The 19,343-nt window shown below is 53.9% G+C and carries 11 protein-coding genes; all 11 read right to left on the minus strand.

The genetic code is table 11. The annotated features are described in order from the left end of the window. Positions 1–15: 15 nt before the first annotated feature. Positions 16–3,123 carry a contractile injection system tape measure protein gene (locus tag ACQY6I_RS08635; RefSeq protein ID WP_428241075.1) on the minus strand — a complete coding sequence of 1,036 codons (3,108 nt, stop codon included), beginning with the start codon at positions 3,121–3,123 and terminating at the stop codon, positions 16–18. A gap of 32 nt (positions 3,124–3,155) precedes the next feature. Continuing rightward, entirely contained in the window at positions 3,156–8,246 is a 5,091-nt protein-coding gene (locus ACQY6I_RS08640) for a hypothetical protein (protein WP_428241076.1), read from the minus strand. A gap of 9 nt (positions 8,247–8,255) precedes the next feature. Further along, the gene (locus tag ACQY6I_RS08645) at positions 8,256–11,138 is read right to left on the minus strand and encodes a hypothetical protein (protein ID WP_428241077.1); all 2,883 of its coding nucleotides are present in this window, start codon (positions 11,136–11,138) and stop codon (positions 8,256–8,258) included. A gap of 101 nt (positions 11,139–11,239) precedes the next feature. Further along, positions 11,240–14,752 (minus strand): hypothetical protein, encoded by a 3,513-nt coding sequence (locus ACQY6I_RS08650; protein WP_428241078.1) that lies wholly within the window; start codon positions 14,750–14,752, stop codon positions 11,240–11,242. Positions 14,753–14,790: 38 nt separating this feature from the next. Further along, positions 14,791–15,189, minus strand: a complete 399-nt coding sequence (locus ACQY6I_RS08655; RefSeq protein ID WP_428241079.1) for a GPW/gp25 family protein — start codon at positions 15,187–15,189, stop codon at positions 14,791–14,793. Continuing rightward, entirely contained in the window at positions 15,190–16,854 is a 1,665-nt protein-coding gene (locus tag ACQY6I_RS08660; RefSeq protein ID WP_428241080.1) for a phage baseplate assembly protein V, read from the minus strand. A gap of 22 nt (positions 16,855–16,876) precedes the next feature. Continuing rightward, positions 16,877–17,623, minus strand: coding sequence for a hypothetical protein (locus ACQY6I_RS08665; RefSeq protein ID WP_428241081.1), 747 nt, complete (start codon positions 17,621–17,623; stop codon positions 16,877–16,879). 2 nt (positions 17,624–17,625) lie between these two features. Then, entirely contained in the window at positions 17,626–17,868 is a 243-nt protein-coding gene (locus ACQY6I_RS08670) for a hypothetical protein (RefSeq protein WP_428241082.1), read from the minus strand. Positions 17,869–17,881: 13 nt separating this feature from the next. Next, positions 17,882–18,337 carry a phage tail protein gene (locus ACQY6I_RS08675; protein ID WP_428241083.1) on the minus strand — a complete coding sequence of 152 codons (456 nt, stop codon included), beginning with the start codon at positions 18,335–18,337 and terminating at the stop codon, positions 17,882–17,884. Between the two features lie 69 nt (positions 18,338–18,406). Next, positions 18,407–18,856: a phage tail protein gene (locus ACQY6I_RS08680; RefSeq protein WP_428241084.1), complete on the minus strand. Its 450-nt coding sequence runs from the start codon at positions 18,854–18,856 to the stop codon at positions 18,407–18,409. A gap of 90 nt (positions 18,857–18,946) precedes the next feature. Then, a partial coding sequence (locus ACQY6I_RS08685; protein ID WP_428241085.1) for a phage tail sheath C-terminal domain-containing protein occupies positions 18,947–19,343 on the minus strand: 397 nt, incomplete at its 5' end.

A 19,343-nucleotide genomic window follows, 5' to 3' on the forward strand; every position in this document is an offset into this window, starting at 1 on the left:
GTTCCAATAGATTTGTTAAAGACCACTGTTCCAGCGGACATCCAGCAGGCAGTTCTGCAGCCACGGAAGACGGACAATACCGAGTCCCCATGGGAGTTTGATTAACAGCGCATCCTGGGGCATGGGGGTAATGGTCAGTGTGTAGCCATGTTCATGGGTTTCCAGAGTACCTGGTCTGTGTAGAAACAGAGAGCGAAAGCCACTGTTCGACATTTGCTTGAGTACCGGCCATTGTTGAATAACCTGATTAAGCAGATGCTCACAGTGGTCTTGCTCATGCTCATTCAGTATGCCCGGTTCATAGGGCATATCCGTATCCCGGCCGGTCAGCAGATTGGCGCAGGTTGGAATGGTTCCAGGTGTGTCATAACCGTACAGGCACATGAGTAGGTCCATGGCTTTTTGCTGTGCAGCTTCATTGCGCCATTGATGTTCTGAATCAAGCAGCTCCTGTTGTTGGAACCACGGTTGCAGAAATGGCCAGAGAATGCTCAATCCGGCATCCGACATCACTCGTGGACCCGATTCTGATAGTAGTGACAGGTGTCGTACTTGCTGTTTCAGCGGATCTGTCACTGCTGAAAAATCAGCCTGTGAAAAGGCATGCTGCTGTCGTCGGGTGATATTTCGGGTTGCCGTGAGCAGGCGTTGCAGCTGCGGTTCGGTGGTCAGGTCCTGCTGCGTCAGCAGATCCACAAACGGTGTATCGCCGTTGTCTTCGTTGGCACTGGCCAAACAGGTCAAGAGTCGATCGCAGTGATTACCCAAAGCGGTTGGCTGCCATGGCTGGGATGGTTGCAGCAAGGATAGAATTCCACGCATTGCCTCTATGTAAGAGTGTGATCCTTGGGGGTTATTACGCTGTTCCAACAACCGATTGGTGTCATGTAATAACGGAATGAGCCATTGTCTGAGGTTTGGCTGTGGATGATCATGACAGACCCGTAACCACTGACGCAGCAGCAGACAGGTTGATAACAACTGCCGGTGGATGACATGGGGCGAACTCAAAACAGTCATTTCACGTAACTGTTTTTTCAGCTGGGTCAGACGCCTGATGATATTTTTCTGGTCGCTGAAATCTGCTCCTTGCTGTTCCTGAGCGGTGGCCGGCAATGATTGACTGACTTGTTCTGTCACACTGTCAATGAGTTCGAAGCGCCAGTTTTGCAGCCGTAATTGATGTGATGTGCCGGCAGGCAATTGGGCATAAAAACGATCCAGCACCGGTGTAATCGGTTGGATGGATCGCGCACTCTGGCCGAGACCACCGGGAGCGGACTGCTCTGATAAGGTGATCAGTATCCATCGTTGGCAAAGCTGTAATGCAGCCAAGTATCGGGTAATTGCCAGACTGGATGATGCGTTGGAAAATCCATCATCAGATGCGCCACCATTGTTCGATCGGGCCGTCAGCTGATCCACCTGCTCTCCGGTCTGGCGAATCGTGGCATCCAATGTTTTCAGCCATTGTTTCAACACTCCGGCAGGTATGCCGTGATGAGGTTGTTGTAGGGCAGTTCGGGACTGTTCATCCTGCGTCACGGCTGTCAGTCCCTGTGCCTTGAGTGATTCGATCATAGCCTGAAAATACGGCTGATGATCAGGATTGTGCAGCCAGTTCAGTATGTTCAGGTGGGTGTCCATGGGCAGTTGTGTCAGCCGGGTAGACAGATTGAGTGCGAGAGTGAGGCGGGCTTCGAGATTGCTGCCAGCCTGTTGGATACGTGTGAGGGCCTGATGGACTGGGTGCCAGTTGCGGTTATCCGCATCAAAGTGCACAAACCCGGTAAGTGGTGACAGGTGATGTTTTAATTCGTTGATGATGGTGACCACTGAGGCGGCATTAGCCCCTGACCGGCGCAGCCGGGTACGACACTGGCGAAGATACTCCAGAGTACGGAATGGCAGGCTGGAGAGCGTTAACAGTGGTGACAAGTCTGGCAATCGCTCCGTTTGCGCACGTTCCTGATCCAGCCATTGCAACGCCAATGAGGCTGCCGCCTGCATGGACCAGCCATGAGTGGAATGCAGTTGCAGCCGGAGGCGCCAGTCGGCGGGCAGGAATTGTGATTGCAGAGAGAGTTTGTCGATACAGCTGATGATGCGTCCGTAACCCATCAGATCACCGGACAGTGATAATCGTTCCAGTCGATTCAGAGCCGCCAGCTGTTCTGTCAGGGTCCGGATCAGCGCGCGTACGTCCGTGGTGTCGGTATCTGCCTCTGCTGCCAGGGTTTGTGCGGTTACGGTGCTGTCCGGGTGATCCTGTGCGACTATCTGGATCAGCTGCTGCAACATCTGCGAGTTAACCGATTGAGTACCGGCCACTGCCAGCCAGGTTTGCAGCCTGTCAGAGTGCGTCGGTTTTATCAGTCCGCGCAGCAGAGATTGTTGCTGAGGTTGGGTCAGTGGCAATCCGGCTTCACGGATCAGACTGAGAACGCTGATTGCCTGCTTCCAGGTATGTGGCTGTAACTCGCCAGGGGGTTGATTCAGCATGAGCTTCGCCAAGGACCAGAGAGTATCCCGACTGTCCTGGTCTGCCCCTGCGGTTGTCATTAACGAGCGTGCCATTTCAGCCGGAAACAGTCGGGTCAGAATATCCATTGCCAGGGTGTTACTGTGGTTCGCTTCGAACTGGCGTTTGAAGCGCTGAAATACTCGTGGCTGACGCAGCCAGTCGCGCAGAATAATGGCACCGTCCGGACGTGCAAGCCATTTTTGCAGGCCGGCGCAAAAGTCTGCAAAACCCAGGGCGATATCATCACGCAGGTAATGCTGTAGTTTCAGAGCCGACATGGTATCCCGGTGTTGACCACTACGGCCGTTACCCGCCAGCGTGAACTGGCCCCGGGTGATCTGTTCAAGCTGCAAGCGCAGAGCTGGCAGCAGATATACGGCGAAGTAGTTGTCAGGATGACGCATAAATGCCGTGGCGTCGATGCAGGGCAAATCGACCTGCACCTCGGGGAGCCTGGTAATGGTTGTTCCGGCGGTTGCCGTCAGTGTTGTCATGGCCTGTCTGACCAACCTCGATAGCGCTGCTTCAAAGTCGTCAGCACAGACGGGGCGTTGCAGGTAATGCAACGCCAGTGACAGATGACTAATCCGTGTCGTCATGAGCAGCTCCCAGCCGGATCCGGTATGAACGCTTATTCATTGTGCACCCGCCAGACACCTTCACCGCCGTCGATGCGACGACCCACATAATCCCCACGCCAGTAATGACGCTCTTCCTGATCATCGGTCAGGCTGTTGCTGGCATAAATGTGTGGACCTTCGGCAGCGTTATTGCCCTTCCAGAAACCATCGCAGATAAGGTCGGAGCAGTAGTAAGCACCACCGCCTTTACCGGTAATGGTCGCACCGTGGGTTTGCACCCGGCAATTGCTGGCATACAGACTCAGGCGTTCACAACGATAGGCACCACCGCCATTAGCTGTTGCGATGCAGCCTGTTGCCTTCACCTGGCAGTCACTGCACCAAGCCACAGCACCACCCTGATCGGCCTGACAATGTTCGGCGTGAATTTCAGAGTATCCCAGACCCCATGCGGCACCGCCTTCATTGAGCAGATTGTCCGGCTGGGAGCTGAGTTCCATGGCTTGGCAGTGACTGATATGCAACGCCTGAATATTGATCGCAGAACTGTTCTGGCTGTCGATACGGTTGCCATACAGTGCCGCGCCGTTACCACTGATGCGGTGATAACGGATGACACAGTTGAGCTGGCAGTCACGGGCGTATTCAAGATAGAAAGCGCCGCCATTCTGGGTGGTATGCAGGTTATTGCCGTCAAAGGTAAAGCCTTCAAGATGGACGTTGCTGAGCCATTGCGCACTCGAACCCACCAATTCAAACCGGGCTTTGGGCGTCTGTTTACGAATGATCGTTGAGTGCGGATTGAAACCGACAATACTGACATTGCTAGCCAGCCGGATGGTTTTACGCAACAAATAAGGGCTGATGCCGTAATCATTGTTGCCCTGTGGCAGCAGAATAACCGTGGTGTTTTCGGAAATTGGCACCGATTCATAGCCTTCTTTGTTGAACAGCCGATCGAACTCGGTCTGGGTGCTGATGATGTGGGTTTTACCACCGTTGCCAAATGGCAGGATGACATTGTCGATATACCCCTTCACCGCTGCCTGGGTCGGCAGTAAACCGCTCACGCCGCCGTCGCCACCGAGGGTGAAATCGTTGGAAATACCGGAGATGATCGGGCCGTCACCCAACTGCAACTGTTGACCGATCTGCAACCGGGCAGTGGCCAGCTGGCCGCTGTTGCTGAGAGCGGCTGTCTGTAGTTGCCCGTTGATCATCGCATTACCGTTCACATCCAGGCGTGCCGATGGTGCGCTGGTACCCAGGCCGAGATCACCGGCCGGTGTCAGGGTCATGAGATTTTGGGCCGGGCTGCCGGATGTTTTGCGGTCTACCCGTAATGGCGTTTGCTCGGTCTGGCTCTGTACATGCAGACTGGCCTGGGCTGTAGTGGTACCAACGGCCAGTGAGTCTGCTACCTGGAGTGTCTGGCCGGCGCGGAGATCCCTGGCCACCGTCAGCTGATCGTTGATCTGTACCGCCTGTTGCAGAACGGCACTGTTATTCACCGTTAACGGCCCGTTGAGTGTGGTACCGGCGGTGACCGTCAGTTCGGCATCCAGTTGGGTGTCTCCACTGACCGTCAGGGTTTCATCAATGCTGACCCGGTCTTCAACGCTCAGATCACCACTGATCTGCACGTCCGATCCGAACTCAGATTTTTTCGAAACATCCAGACTGCCGCGCGCTACCAATTTTTCTTCGACTTCCAGTTCACCGTTTAATTGTGCATTGCCGTCCACCCGCAGGGTTTCGCTGATGGCCGCGCCACCACGAACATCCAGGGACAGATCCGGACTGGCGGTACCGATGCCCAGGCGGCCTTCTTTCACCACAATGCTGTTGTGGTTGGGGGATTCGATGCGCATGGCCTCGGCATAACTGGTATCGGCGATAAACAGCTGGGCTCTGGTCTCATCCATGTCGGGGGTGGTCACCCCGAGAATGGCCTGCTCCCGCAACCGCGACTTTTCGTTCACCAGCAGGTCGGATTTCAAATAGGCATCCTGTGCCACGTCCAGGCTGGCGTTGAGATAGGTGCGGCCATCAACGCTCAGGGAATCACCAATATGAACATCATCGGCAACATCCAGAGCGGATTGTGGGGTCAGCTGACCGATACCGACCTTGTTCTGAGAGACAATCAGCTGGCAACTTTTGGCGTTATCGCCGTCTATCCGCAGTGCCGGCTGGCTGTCATCGGCGGCTACATGAATGCGAGCACTGGCCTCTTTGACGCCGATTGCGAGGTTTTTTTGTACCTGCACATGGTCATCAAAGTGTGCTGATCCCTGAACCTCGGCGCTTCCCGAGACTGACAACTGATCACCGAGAGCGCAAGCGTCTGCGACATTCAGGTGACCACTGATATTGGTGGTACCGGTGACGTTCAGGTCATTGCCGATGTTCACCCGACCGGCCACCTGGGCATCGGCTTGGAGATCGGTCTGACCGGTGACACTGAGTGCGCCATCCAAGTGGGTGTCCCCTTTAACAGACAGCTGTTTTTCAGGGGTGTCGGTATTGATGCCGACATGGTCATCCTGAACCCAGACTACTGGATTGGACTGATTGGGCTGATCGATGCGCAGTGCCACGCTGTTGCGACTGGATTGCCACAGATGCAGGTCCACGTCCATGTCCACCGCTGCATCCACGTTGCGGTCGGAACTGTCGGGCTGATTCAGTAACACTGACCCCTGGGCTCGCAGACCCTGGTCGAAGTCCGCCTGTCCTGCTGCCTGCAGGTGAGTGCGTACCAACAACTCATCGGTATCGAGATCGGCTTCAATCAGGGCATTGCCGTTGACGTGTAAGTTAGCCTGGGACTTGGCGGTGTTGATGGCAATACCATCGGCATTCAGGTGTAACAGATGGCTCGGGTCGGCATCGTGAATTTCCAGTGCCGGCTGATGGTCGAGCTGCCGCAGAGTGAGCTGTTGCTGGTCAACGCTCATCCAGTTGGCGATCATCATCGGACCCTCAATGGTTGTAGCACCTTTGAGCTGGATTCCATCGTTCAGTCGCTCGCCATCAAGGCTGATTCGGGTATCCGATACCGACAGCGCGTCGATCTCAGGTTTACCCTGCGGATGAACCGTGAGGCCGGCCGCGGCAGTGATTTCACCGTCGGCTTGCAGAGTGCCACCGACGTGCAGATCGGCTTCGGGGTCGGTACGCAGGATGCCGACTTTGTCCCCATGAGTGGCGAGCACGGTGGTGTCATCGTGACACACCAGCAGGGCTTGATTATCTGCCCCGCGGGCGATGATGGTCGCAGCGGTCACGCCGGCTGGTACTATACCTTCGGTCCCTTCCTGGTTATTGCCCACGGTCACTTCCAGGGAATTGTCCACGGTCAGGCCGTCATTGAGTTGGGCGCGTCCATGACCAGTCAATGTCCCGTCAATATAGGTGTCACCATGGATGTTGGCATCACCATAGACATCCAATTGACAGGGGAGAGTCTTACTGCCCAGACGAACGCTGTCATCATTAACCTGTAAGGTGGTCTCGCCATCGTGGTTATCGATACGCAGACCGGGACGGCTGGCGGTTTCTTTCACATGCAAGGTGGCACCGGGCTGCAGATGTTGATCCGCTGACAGGATCAGGGTTTCATCAAAGCGGGCATCACCGGCCAATTCCAGGTTGCCATTCAGGGTGCTGTCGGCATCCACGGTCAGCCCCTGTACCTGACTGTTTCCGGCCACGGTCAGACTGGATTTCAGGGTTGTGTCGCCGCTCACGGTCAGTTGGCCACCCAGCTGGCTGTCGCCGTCAAGGCTCAGGTTTTCTTTGCCGGTAATGGTCTTTTGCACCACGACGTTATCGCTGACATTGAGTTGTCCGTTGATATCAGTGCCCGCCAGATGACTCTGCTGGTCGACCGTCAATTCGCCCTGCAGATGGCTGTCGCCACTGAACGTGAGTTGGGCATCGTCGTTATCCATACCGGTTTGGACACTGAGGACGGTGCTGTCGTTCTGGCGCAGCCGCAGCGCGTCTTGGTTACCATCGCAGTGGATATCGAGGCGTGACGTCGGTTCGCTGGTGCCGATACCGATTTTTTGGCTCACTGCCAGACTGTAGTTTGTTTTAACGTTTTGCACAGTCGGCCCGATGGCCAGACTGCCGTTGACATCTATCGAGTTAACAGGATTATTGTGGCCAATACCCAGATGCCCGTTCTGATCGACCACAATATTGTGGAGATCGCCATTGATGTATAACAGATCACCGGGGCCGGTCTGCTGTAGTGATAACAATGTGGTTTCATTGGTAGGGCTGCCGCTGATTTGCAGGGAGCCGTCGATGCTGGCGTTGCCTGACATATCCAGGTCGCCTTCGAGAACGGCTTCACCTTTGACGGTCAATGCCGTGGACTCTTCTCCATCTTCTCCATCTTCTCCATCTTTTCCATCTTTTCCATCTTTTCCATCTTCTCCACTGCCGATGGTCACGGAACGGCTGAAATGCCCATCTTTAGCACTCAGGGTACCGGTGATTTTACTATCGCCAGTGACCTCTAACTGGCTGTCGGTAGCATTGATTTCGACTCTGCCATTGGGTTCTTTCTGATAGTGAACGGTCAGGGCGTTAAAGGCGGTCAGGCTGGTGTCTTTTTGGAAGCTCAATTGTTCTCCGACCTTCAGGGTGCTGGCATCAAGGCTGACACCGTTGTCTAGGGTCAGGCTTTTGCTATCCAGCCGGCTGCCGCCACTGAAAACGATGCTCTCACTTTCATTGCTGTTGCCGCTGCTGAAGGTGATGGCTGCTGCCGTATCATCCTTGTTTTTCAGCAGGCTCAGGGTGCCTGTAACGGACAGGGATTTATTGATCTTCAGTTCACTGTCGCTGATGGTCAGGCCGTCATCCTTGGCGATGACGGTGGCATCTATAAATTTGGCAAAATCTTCGCCTTTTGGGCGCTGGTTATCAGCGAACTTTTCTTTCAGCTCGCTGCGCTTGGTTTCGCTGGCCGGGACCGATTGCTGAGTTTCTGAACTGCCATCAGATCCAGGGTTTGTAGCCTTAGTTTCAGTGGTTTCTGAGTTGTCATCAGGTGCAGGATTTGTGTCATTAGTCACAGTGGTTTCTGAACTGTCATCAGATGTAGGAAGTGTTTCATCAATCATAGTGGTTCCTTAGAGGGTGTTGGGGGCACTGATATGTACGGTGAAGTGCGGCGTTCCAGGCTTGTCCGGGTTGATATACGCCGCATTGATCGGGTAACTGGGTTTTAGATAATCCAGCGGCTGATAGCCAATCCGGAAATTGCAGCCGATGGTCGCTTGACCAATTGGGTAGGGGTTGAACATCTGTTCCAGCCGTTCGTGGGCCAGAGCGAATAGCAGACTGTCTGCGTCAAGACCTCCGTAAGTTTCGGCTTTGGGGCTCAGCAGCTCGGCCAGTTGATCGTGGATCTCTTCGAAATTGCTTCCATTGATCTTGTCTTTGTCATCGGTGTGCAGCCACACTTCGATGGCGTCGATCAGCGGCTGCCATGGATTATTGTTGGTCGGGTCCACAAGTGTACTCAGGATCTGTTCCAGCAAACTGTCGGGTGCCTTGATGAAGGTGCGCAGATGAACGGACAGCCGGCTGATCCGTTGGTTTTCATCGTCGAGCTTTTCCGGATCGTCGCACGTACCTGAGTCCGCCTCATCACAGTTCAGAGAAAGCCTCAGCGATTTGTGAATCAGGGCGTTTTGCAGCTGACCGGACAGCCGGTTAACCGGTTGGTTTTCACTGTCATCGGTCTGATCCTGATCGTTGTCCGAATCAGCATTACTGGTCAGAGTGACTGGCAACGGTTTTTGGGTCATCGCATTTTGCCAGCAGTAGTACAGCCGCTCGAACAGACTCATTAATGGCCGCGACAGACTGATCAGTCTGACGTGTTGATGTACGGGTGATTGGCGGCGCAACTGTTCTGCCAGCAGGCTTTGGAATTCTGTGTTGGCAAACCGGCTGGGCCAGTCGGGCACCACAAAATAGAGCTGGTAAGGCTGATAGCTCTCGGCATCGGCACCGTGGCGCAGCAATTCACTTTCGAGCAGATAAATGCTTTCGCGACTATTAACCGCCAGGGGAATCTGACCAATGTGAGACCAACCCATAAAACGGCCGATGCGACTCAACAGACCCGCAGGAGGGGCTGTCAATGGTTTAGGACTGAGGTAGTTGGCTGCCCCCGCCCGTTGTTGGCTCAGGCGTGGGTAGTCGTTGATGATGGCGGCCATATCCAACAACGATTTCAGTGCCACGAGTTTGTCCAGCAGTGGCTGATCGCGGCAGATGTCGGCGGGTATGGGATTGAACCGATCAATATAATGGCTGAACACCGGTCGGTATTTCAGCAAGCCATTATCCAGTCGTTTTTCCGCAAACCGGGCCAGCAGATGATCGAGTGAGTGAACCAGCCGATTCAGCTGCCATTCGCTCAGAATCGGTTCAACGTAGTCCTGAAACCCCTGTTGTTGATACTGTTCAAAATAATCGGTCAGTAATTGTTGCATGCCACTGATGCCGGTAATTGGCTGACTCAGCTGGGTGCGCGGCAGTTGCCGGACATCCTGCCAGAACTGGTTGATGGCGGCAGACGTTAATGTTTCGCTGGCAAGCATGGTGTTGAAAACGCCGGTCAGCCGGGCATATACCCCGGTATCCGGTATCGCCAGCAGTCGGCGCAGGTTGTCCAGTTGGGCCATCTGGTCGGCCAGCAACTGATCGAACAGGGTCAGAAATCCTTTCAGTTGCAGAATCCCGGCATTGTCGAAACGACGCTTGGGATCATCGAAACGTTGTTCCATCAGCTGGTAGATTTCCGGAAATTCCTGTTGGATCGAGACGTAGTCACGCAGCTGCCGATAACGCTGGCTGATAAAATCACTCAGCACGGGGGTTGAGAGCGTGGTGCTGTTACTGTCATCAGAGGTGACCCGGTCGATGATCTGTTGACGCACGTCTTCATTCAGACTGAATGGCTGGCCATCGAGCGTGAGTTCGAGTGAGGCCAGTGAACTCGGCAGATCCAGAGTCAGGATTTTTTGCGCCCCGTCAGTGGTACCGGTGAGATCTCTCAGATCAATGCGCCAGTAATAACGGCGGTCCTGAATAACGGCTTCCCGTTCACCCGTGTCCTTTTCCACCACCTGGGCAAAACTGAGTCCGTTGATTTCTTTCAGACCTTCGACCGTTTTCACCGCATCGAGAATATCGCTGGTATAGAGTCGTTCGGGCAGGACGATATCTTTGAGGTCGCTCTGCTGTATCAGGCCGTGGGTGGTTAATGGTCCCTGATAGATCTCATCGCCACTGAGACCCTGCTGTTGCAGGCTTTCCAGGCTGTATTTGGGGATATCGGGCGTGATCACCTGACGGCAGATGCGAAAGATCTCAGCCAGGCTGGCAATGGGGTCCTGGACGCCTTCCAATCCCACGGACATGCACACGGCCACCGGTTGGGTGTCCATGATCAGAATGCTATCCAGATCCTGGTTGACATTACGCAGTGACATAAAGCGTTGCCGGACCCGGTGGATCAGATCTGACTGTTCGCAGTTGGTCATTGCGGTCCAGGGTGTATCCAGTTCCAGCAGTAGTCGAATACTGGCAATAGGGAAGCTGGCTGAACCGTCTTCAGGCGTTTGGTTGGCGCTCATGATCGAGACATTCCGTACACCGGCCACATCGATAATGGCCTGACGGATGTCGGTGTGGGTGACCAGATTGGACGGCAGTATGGTTGGGGCCAGGAAAAAAGCTTCCGGCTCCCAGTCGTTGCGCGCCCGGTCCGGTGCCAGCAGATCTGGTACCGAAAACTCCAGCCGGTAACACATATCGGAGATGGCGAAGGAGAGAACTTCCAATAATGTGATGCCGGGGTCCGCGGTATTGTGATCGGTCCAGTTCTGCTGGCACACCTGCTGCACCAGATTGACAGCCTGTTGTTTCAGATACAGGCTGTTCTGGCTCTGGCTGGCCAGCTCGGTATCGGTAAGCAAGGAGAGTTGTGGTTGAGACATAGTGACCTCAATAAACAGAGTCACTCTGATGCACCGGCATCAGAGTGGTGACGTTTTGAATAGACGGAACAGAGGAAAAAGTGTGAATCCGGAGGAGCAGATCAGGTGACTACGAAGTCCACTTCGATGCGCCATTTTTCAATGCCTTCGAAAACGTTCTGATAGTTGTTGAACAGGGTGATGTTATGTGTCTGGGCGGGTACCAGAATGGCGTCATAGCGGCTAGAGGTAATGATATTGTCCGCCTGATAATTCTCGTTTAGACCGGTCATGTCGGTACCCGAATTCGTCTGGGTTGAATCGCCGTTGTCGGTATTTGGGTAGTGCTTGATACCGGTGGCTGTCGTCTGGTTGGCACGCATTACATAAATACTTTCCACGGCTTTATGCTGTTCCAGTCGCTGGGCCAGGTAAGTCAGTTGAATGGTATGTTGCAGGGTGGTTGCAGACGCAGCCTGATTCCACGGCGTCATGGTATTCACCAGCAACTCATTCAATTCTCCCTGCACCCGTTCAATGTCGAAATCGTCGTAGATCTGCGCAACCAGGGTAATGGTGACCTCTTCATAAATCGGATCCTGAACGATGGGGGTTACTTCATCAGGGCTGACACTGTCGATAAACCGCTGGATCTGACGCTTCAGATACAGCGGTATCTTGGGCTGCAGAATCTCGGGATTGTAGTTGGCTGGCACCACTACCATTGTCACCGGAAACCCGTTACTGAAATCAAAAGGGCCGCTGGTATCGGGTGTATCGCTGGTGTCGGATGTATCGCTGTTGTCGGATGTATCGCTGTTGTCGGATGTATCACTGTTGTCGGATGTATCACTGTTGTCGGATGTATCACTGTTGTCGGATGTATCACTGTTGTCGGATGTATCACTGTTGTCGGATGTATCGCTGGTGTCGGATGTATCGCTGGTGTCGGATGTATCGCTGGTGTCGGATGTATCACTGTTGTCGGATGTATCGCTGTTGTCGGATGTATCGCTGATGTCCGTGGCGATACAGCGGGCCAGATAGAGTTCCGGAAATTTGCCCAGTACCAGGCGCTCGTAGTCCCAGGCCAGCAGGGCGCGTTGTTTGTGGCGCAGCCGTTCGCTGGCACGCACCTGCATAGTGGTTGCGGTTTCGGCCGGTTTGGCGGCAAACGAAGGATAAGGTTGGGCGACTTCGGCTACTGCCGCCTGGGCCTCCGTCAGGGCGTTGATGGTGCCGGCGGCCAGTGGCTGGGTGTAATGATCAGCCGCGACGGTGTCACTGGCGAGTTCTACTTCGAGCCCCTGCGCGTAGATATTGCGAATGCGTGAATAGCGGGCATGGTTGCTGCCGTCTTCCACTGCACTGTTGGCAATACTGACGCGGATCCAGAAACGCTGTGGATCGATGAAGTTGTTGTGGTAGTCGAGTGCCGGCACGTCAAACGTTATGATGCCGCTGTCCAGCAATTGATACGTGGAGTCCTCGATGATGCTGGCACTATTGCTGAGGCTGCTGTCGAAATATTGCCAGCCGCTGTCGCTGAGGTATTGAAAATCGATGAGTGGATAGTCGGTAATATTGCTGCCATCCACCGGATCCAACTGGAAATACACACGTAACTGGGTAGGTAGTTTCAACTGGCCGATGCTGATATACAGATAACCGCGCTGATCAAAATATGGCAGCAGTGCCAGCCCATTGTCCACCTGACTGATGACCGGTCGACCGAGGGGAAGGACGTGGCGCATGAGAAGCTGGCCGGTATCGTCTGTCAGGCTGACGCTGCTGTCATAATTCAGGGTCAGGCGATCCAGTTGCGGAGTGTAAGGTTGCTGCACCATTAATGGCTGATAATCGCTATCGTTAAAATGCCGGGCGTTGAGCTGGGCGGCATACTGGCTGACCAGACTGAAATCCTTGTGGCCGAAATCCGGGCTATTCAGCTGCAGGCTAAAGTAGCGTGGCCAGAGACGCGGCCGGGTGCTGGTCAGCGGCAGCTGTTCGTAGCTCTGAACGGCGGACAGTTCGGTGTTTATAAATACCAGCGAGTGGCGATCGATATTGTCTACTGGTGTTTCATCACTGAACAATTTTGGAAAATTGTCTTCTGGTGTTTCATCACTGAACAATTTTGAAAAAGAGCCTAAGGGCACAGGGCCTTCCAGGTCGGACCGAAAAACCGTTGTGGTGTAAACCGGCCATTGGGAAAAGTCATCCACAGTGGGATCACCACTGTATCCACTCCCAGGATCGGCATAATCGCGATAGGCGTAATAGTGTTTGTCCCAGTCATCCGGCCGGCCGAGCCAGGACAGATTCAGACTCGCGTTGCTGATGGATTTGCAGAGTAATTCCGGATGAGTGAAGTCGAATCGTGACGCCACCGCCGGACGTGCACCGAAGGGTTGAAATGGCGCGCTGGCATCAAGGGCATTGCCACCATGACCGATTACCAGACCCGGCAGATCGGTGACTGAGACGTGCAGCTGTATATCGGCAAACAGTTTGTCGTGCAGCAGTGCCGCACTGGCATCCGGCTCGTTCTCCTGCAGCCATTCGGGTTTGATCAGCAGCTTTAAAAACGGCAGTTCGCCGTCTATGCCGGTAATCGCGGCAAACTGGGGTTCACAGGTGATCGTCAGGGCGTTGTCCTGCCACTGCCAGGCGACGTGGGTGACTTCATCCGTCAGCTCCAACAGTCCGTCGGCGGTGGTGATGGCAATATCAAACAGTTCTGCCAGCGGTACCGGCAGCTCAGTACTCTGGTCTTTGGGGACAAACGTCACTGTAATGGAGCGTTGACCACCAGCCAGATGGAGACAGGAGGATGCCAGTTCAAAACCCAGGCGCGGCTGGGACTGCCGCTCCAGTAGTTCGGTGGATTGGGACTGAGAGTCCTCCGGTTCAGTCGGTTGGGCGGCCTCGCCAAACGTGAATACGCCTTGCTCCAGCATTTCCGCGTCATTGTCGATGTTGATGCCTTCGGTCAGCAGTAGTTGTCCGGCTTCGGTCAGTCGAGACAGGGTGAACAGTTGCTCAATCTTGGCCTGATTGAACAAACCGTTGTTGCGGGTCTGATAAATCAGGTTGTTGCCGGCGCTGTCCTGACCGCCCTTAAAACGAGTGCCTTTGAGCAGAGTGACCGAGGGAGTATCGGCGGCCAGTGTTAACACCAGATGAGCGCGGTCGGCGGTAGCCGGGTTGCTATGGAAACCAAGTACGTTCTCATAGTAGTAATCCAGATGACGCTGGGTAAAGCGCTGCATCTGTGCCACCGGATAACGTAACATCTGATAGCACGCCATCAGCGCGGTAATATCGGCACGGCTTGCCAATGACCTGATATCATCCGTGACTGTATGGCCGGACATTAATGATTCCAGCGCCTTGGCCTGGACATCGTTCGGCAGGGCTGCCTGCCAATTGCCTTCGGCCTGACCGCTATTGGTATCATAGAAACTGATTCGTCCGGCTATGTTTCTGAGATAACTGATCCAGTCGGCGAAGCTGCGTTGCTCAATGTTAAACGCATTGCTCTGCAAAGCTGGCAATGCGCGCTGTGTCTGTAATTGTCCGATACTGTGAAACTCAGGTTCACTGCTACTGGACAGGGAGGGTTTGTTTGCCATGGGTGTTCCTGTTGCAAAAGACGGATGATTGGAAACGGTCAACCTTCTGTGAGATAGAAAGGGAAAACCAGATTGCCGGCCTGATTGGTGCTCTTGATTCGGTAGCTCAGCTGAATATTGAGCAGACCGTCATAGAGGTTGTCGGTGTTGAAGGTGATCTCTTCCAGGGTGACCCGTTTTTCGTATTGGCTGATGGAACGGGCGATATCCTCTTTGATGTCAGTCAGCGTTTCAGCATCGGTCGGTTGAAACAGATAGTCTTTTAAATTACAGCCATAGGCTGTGTTATGCAGCCGTTCACCGGTGCGGGTATTCAGCATGATAAACAGGCTTTGCTGAATGAGTGCTTCGTCTTCCTGCATGGCAGGCCCGGTAGATGGTCGTTGAAACCGCGGTGGGAAACCCCAGCCGCTGCCGATTAGTTGGTTTAAGGACATTTATGCAACCTCCATTTTGTCGCTGACAGTGACTTTGAAGGCAGCAGTGTTGACTTCGACATTGTCATTGACGGTCAATACGGGTTCGTCGTTGTAACTCAGTTCCAGCGCTTCGCCGACGGCCAGTGAGGCTTTTTCGCCATTGAGCCGACAGCCGTCCTGGTCGCTGAGAGTCAGCATGGTTTTTTCGCCACCACTCAGGATCATGCCGGGTTCGCCTTCCTTGAGAGATATCGCCAGGGACATTTTTTCCTTACCCCAGAACAGACCGACTTGTTCGTATTGTTCGGCATATTCCATCGGTGGGGCGTTTACCGGATTGTGCATGGCGCCGACAATCACAGGGCAACGGCCATCGCCGCCAACAAAGGCCACCACAACTTCATCTTTCTCGCTTGGTGGCATAAAAAAGCCTGTCTGATCGCTACTGGCAAATGGGGTTGCCAGTCGGGCGTAGATAACTTGTTTATCATCCTTACTGATGCCGGGCAGCCAGACTGGAATCCGGTACAGTCCTTCCGGGTCGGCGGCAAATTTGCCGACTATGCCAGTTAACAGAGGAATTGGCGGTGGTTTACGCCAGTCTGAAAACAGGGTGTGGTTCAGGTGCAGACCGAGTTCCAGATGGATGCGCCAGCCGCTCCTGGAAATCTGATGAGTGACCGAACTGATCAGGTACTTACCGGAAAAGGTGTCACCAATATCCTGCAGGTCGATGACCGTCAGCGGCTGCAGGGTCAGCGATTGTGGTGACAGGGCTGCATTGATCACGAGTTTCCCCTGAATCAGATCCAGCTGGCGGTAAAACAATTCGGCATCGGCCTGGGCTTGCAGTTCGGCATCGCCGACCGGGATGGCAATATTCTGTTCTTGTGTCAGCCCCAGGCTCTGGTGTGGTGGTTTGAGCAGATCGCTCAAGTATGATGATGCGCCGGCGTGGCTGCTGGTAACGGCCTGTTGTTTGATATCCCAGCCGGCCAGTTTGAGTTCATCGAACTGTGAACAGATGTCTTGAGCGATGGAAAAATGTTCGATACCACTGTCTTTAAAGCTGATCTTCTGTGCTGAGCCGGCGGCAGACTGAATACTTTCCGGGTGGACAATACTGTCACCCTCCGGACCCGGCAGGTAGAGAAAACCGTTGGCCAGTACTCTGGCCATGATGGCCCGCCATGGTGTCTGTCGGTAAACCACAAACTGTTGTTGTTGAATCGCCTGATCAGCTTTAGGCAGGGTCAGGGTAATACCGCGCAGTTCCGCCAGCGATTTGATGATCTGGGTATCGTCGGCATGGGTATCAGCATTAAAGGCCAGGGTTTCTTCGCCTTCCGTCAGAGCGCTGGCGCTGCCCTGGGCGATGATTTCGGCATAAGGATGGGTGTCTATGCCGATCCGCTGAGCCGTGACGATGCCCTTGAAACTGGCTTCGGCCACCATATCGTTGCCATCAAACGCGCGGGCGCTGAAAGTGATTTCTTCGCCGGCCTGGGGAATTCCTGCCGCCACCAGATTGAAGCTGCCGGCTTCTTCTGTGTCGGCTTTGGTATCAATGCATGCCAGTCGGATTTTAAAACCGGCAATCCGGTTAACGGCATATTGCCAGTTGACCGCAACGGTCAGGCCACTGATCTGACGGTCGTTGATGAAGTAGGTGTAATGAATCATCAGTTTCTCTCCGGTCAGTCTGTCAGCTATTGAGTTGGCTGATGGGTGGTGCCTTCAGGCTGGTCCCGTTGTGGTTACCTCGAAAGCTGTTCATGCCATTGGCAGCCGCCAGTGCGGCGGCAAATGCGACTGATCCATAGGCTGCTGCGGCTGCCAGTGCCGGACCGGTGCCGGCGTCTAGGGTGATGTTGCTGGTCAGGGACGCAATGCTGGCTGAGCCGGCTTCGGTGTCTTCTTTGGCACAGTGCTGGAACTCGCATTCCACCAGTGCTTTGATACGGTCACCCCAGATATCCACCAGTTCGTTTTTGACTTTCATGCTCTTCAGCACACAATGAAAGGTACCGGCGGGGGTGTTGATTAACGGCATATTGCGGGATTGGATGGTGAGGTAATTGAGGGCGTTTTTTTTCTGGCTGGAATAACAGATGTCAGCCAGTGTTTTGAGTTGTTTTTCCACACTCATGGGTAATTTTCCGGTCTTCGGCATCAGAAACATCGCGCTGCCGACAATCGGTGTTGCAAACGTGGTGTCGTCCAGCACGAAGGTCACTTTTAAGCCGGTGGGCGCTGTGCGGGTACCGGTGATGACTTCCTGATTGTTCTGGGCATTGACCACATTGAATGACTGCTGCTGATCCACATTGAGGCTTTCCTGCAGAAACGGCAGTGACACACTGGTTATTTTTTTGCTGCGACTGTTGTCCTGATAACCGGTGATTTTTAACATGGGCAGCGTCAGCCGGCTGGCGTCAAGATAACTGGACATGATTAAGGCCTCTTGGTCAGTTGCATGGCCGCCAGTTGTTCTTCCAGTTGCCATGACAAATGTTCATGCATTGCGTGTGGATGATGCTGTGACTGGTTAAGACTGGTCTGCAGGGTTTGTAACTGCTGACGAATGTCTGCCAGTTCGCGCAATTCTGCTGTGCCGATGCCGGTGCCGGTGCCGGTGTCGGAGTCGTGCTCCTCGACTCGGGCATTGATGGTGAAACGGTCGATTTCGGTGTTCATGGTTGTTTTCTCCCTAACCAAAGCTCAAGGATACGTACTTGAGATCGGAGTATTTGAAACTCATGGATTCGATCAGTACCTGATTGTTTGCGGCGTTCAGTGCATCCCAATCCCACGATTCCAGATAGGCATTGCTGACGATCCAGGCATTGGCCGGGTTGCCATTGCTGTTTAGGACGCTGATCAGCAGATCCTTGCGCAACAGCCGGGTACCCCAGAAAAGTGACTCAAGTGTATTGGCGGTGGTAAGCGGGCTGACGTTGCTGAATACACCGCGTTTCAGCGTCAGTGTCTGGTCCGGCAGTTCGTTGGCCAGAGTCGTCATGCGACCACGACGATTGATGGTTCGACTCATCTTCAGACCACTGATGTCCTGAAAGGCGATATCGATAGTATTGGGCAGGCCGGTGGTCAGTATTACCACGACAAAGCGGTAACCCACCAGGGCACTGCCTGGGTCAATGGGCATGGGGAAAACTCCTTTTTGATTGACCGGACAACTACGATAAGCCTCGTAGTTGTCCGGTCTGGTTTAGGATCAGGCGAAACTGATCGTGACTTTGTCGGCTACCAGTTCCAACTGCTCGATACTGGCTTCATTGGAGCCACCGTTGAAGCTTGGCGCGGTGAGTTTTTTCGGGAAGGCGTTGCCGACGGTCCAGGTGACCAGCGCGCCGCCATCGGTCTCTGGATCCACCAGGGAAACGGTAATATCGCGTTTTTCCACCAGATTGAGATTGATGGAATTGATCCACTCGTACAGTTGGCTCTGTTTGCGAACCAGGCCACGTTTCAGAGTGATATTCACGTCGGTTTCCTGACCAGGCATTTGTTTCTTGCCCAGGCCATCTTTGTAGGTGATCGGATCATTGCCGATGTCCAGGCCGGATACTTCGGAAAACGCCATGGATTCGCCACCCACGGAGACCCGGAAACGATAGACCGGAATAGGGTAGTTGCTTTTTAAGTCATCAATGCTTTCAGCCATTTGTAAACTCCAAACGAATAATTAAGATTAACAGGTGATTTTAGTGGGTGTTGTTTCTGGCCGGTTTGATCCGGTCAGAGGAAAGCCGCACTAACCTTCAATACTCTTATGTGAGAAGGTCAGTACGATGAACTCGGCCGGTCTGACGGCCGCCAGACCGATTTCGATGTTCATGATGCCGTTGTTGATGTCGTCCTCAGTCATGGTCAGACCAAGACCGATGTTGACAAAAAATGCCTGGTCCGGCGTGGTGCCAAAGAACGCTCCTTGTTTCCAAAGGTTTTCAAGATAACTTTCGATGGTGGTTTTGATCTTGAGCCAGGTGAAGGGCGTGTTTGGTTCAAACACCGCGAAGTAGGACGCTTTTTTGACCGATTCCTCGACCATATTGAAGAGCCGGCGGACTGGAACGTAACGCCATTCATTGGAGTTACCGTCCAGCGTTCTGGCGCCCCAGACCAACGTGCCCTTGCCTACGAAACTGCGG

This window comes from Gynuella sp. (assembly GCF_050297175.1).
Classification (GTDB): Bacteria; Pseudomonadota; Gammaproteobacteria; order Pseudomonadales; family Natronospirillaceae; genus Gynuella.

Excerpts from the sequence above, each read along its gene's own strand:
- ACQY6I_RS08635 (WP_428241075.1), bottom strand. The coding sequence starts at position 3,123 with ATGACGACACGGATTAGTCATCTGTCACTGGCGTTGCATTACCTGCAA.
- ACQY6I_RS08640 (WP_428241076.1), bottom strand. The coding sequence starts at position 8,246 with ATGATTGATGAAACACTTCCTACATCTGATGACAGTTCAGAAACCACT.
- ACQY6I_RS08645 (WP_428241077.1), bottom strand. The coding sequence starts at position 11,138 with ATGTCTCAACCACAACTCTCCTTGCTTACCGATACCGAGCTGGCCAGC.
- ACQY6I_RS08650 (WP_428241078.1), bottom strand. The coding sequence starts at position 14,752 with ATGGCAAACAAACCCTCCCTGTCCAGTAGCAGTGAACCTGAGTTTCAC.
- ACQY6I_RS08655 (WP_428241079.1), bottom strand. The coding sequence starts at position 15,189 with ATGTCCTTAAACCAACTAATCGGCAGCGGCTGGGGTTTCCCACCGCGG.
- ACQY6I_RS08660 (WP_428241080.1), bottom strand. The coding sequence starts at position 16,854 with ATGATTCATTACACCTACTTCATCAACGACCGTCAGATCAGTGGCCTG.
- ACQY6I_RS08665 (WP_428241081.1), bottom strand. The coding sequence starts at position 17,623 with ATGTCCAGTTATCTTGACGCCAGCCGGCTGACGCTGCCCATGTTAAAA.
- ACQY6I_RS08670 (WP_428241082.1), bottom strand. The coding sequence starts at position 17,868 with ATGAACACCGAAATCGACCGTTTCACCATCAATGCCCGAGTCGAGGAG.
- ACQY6I_RS08675 (WP_428241083.1), bottom strand. The coding sequence starts at position 18,337 with ATGCCCATTGACCCAGGCAGTGCCCTGGTGGGTTACCGCTTTGTCGTG.
- ACQY6I_RS08680 (WP_428241084.1), bottom strand. The coding sequence starts at position 18,856 with ATGGCTGAAAGCATTGATGACTTAAAAAGCAACTACCCTATTCCGGTC.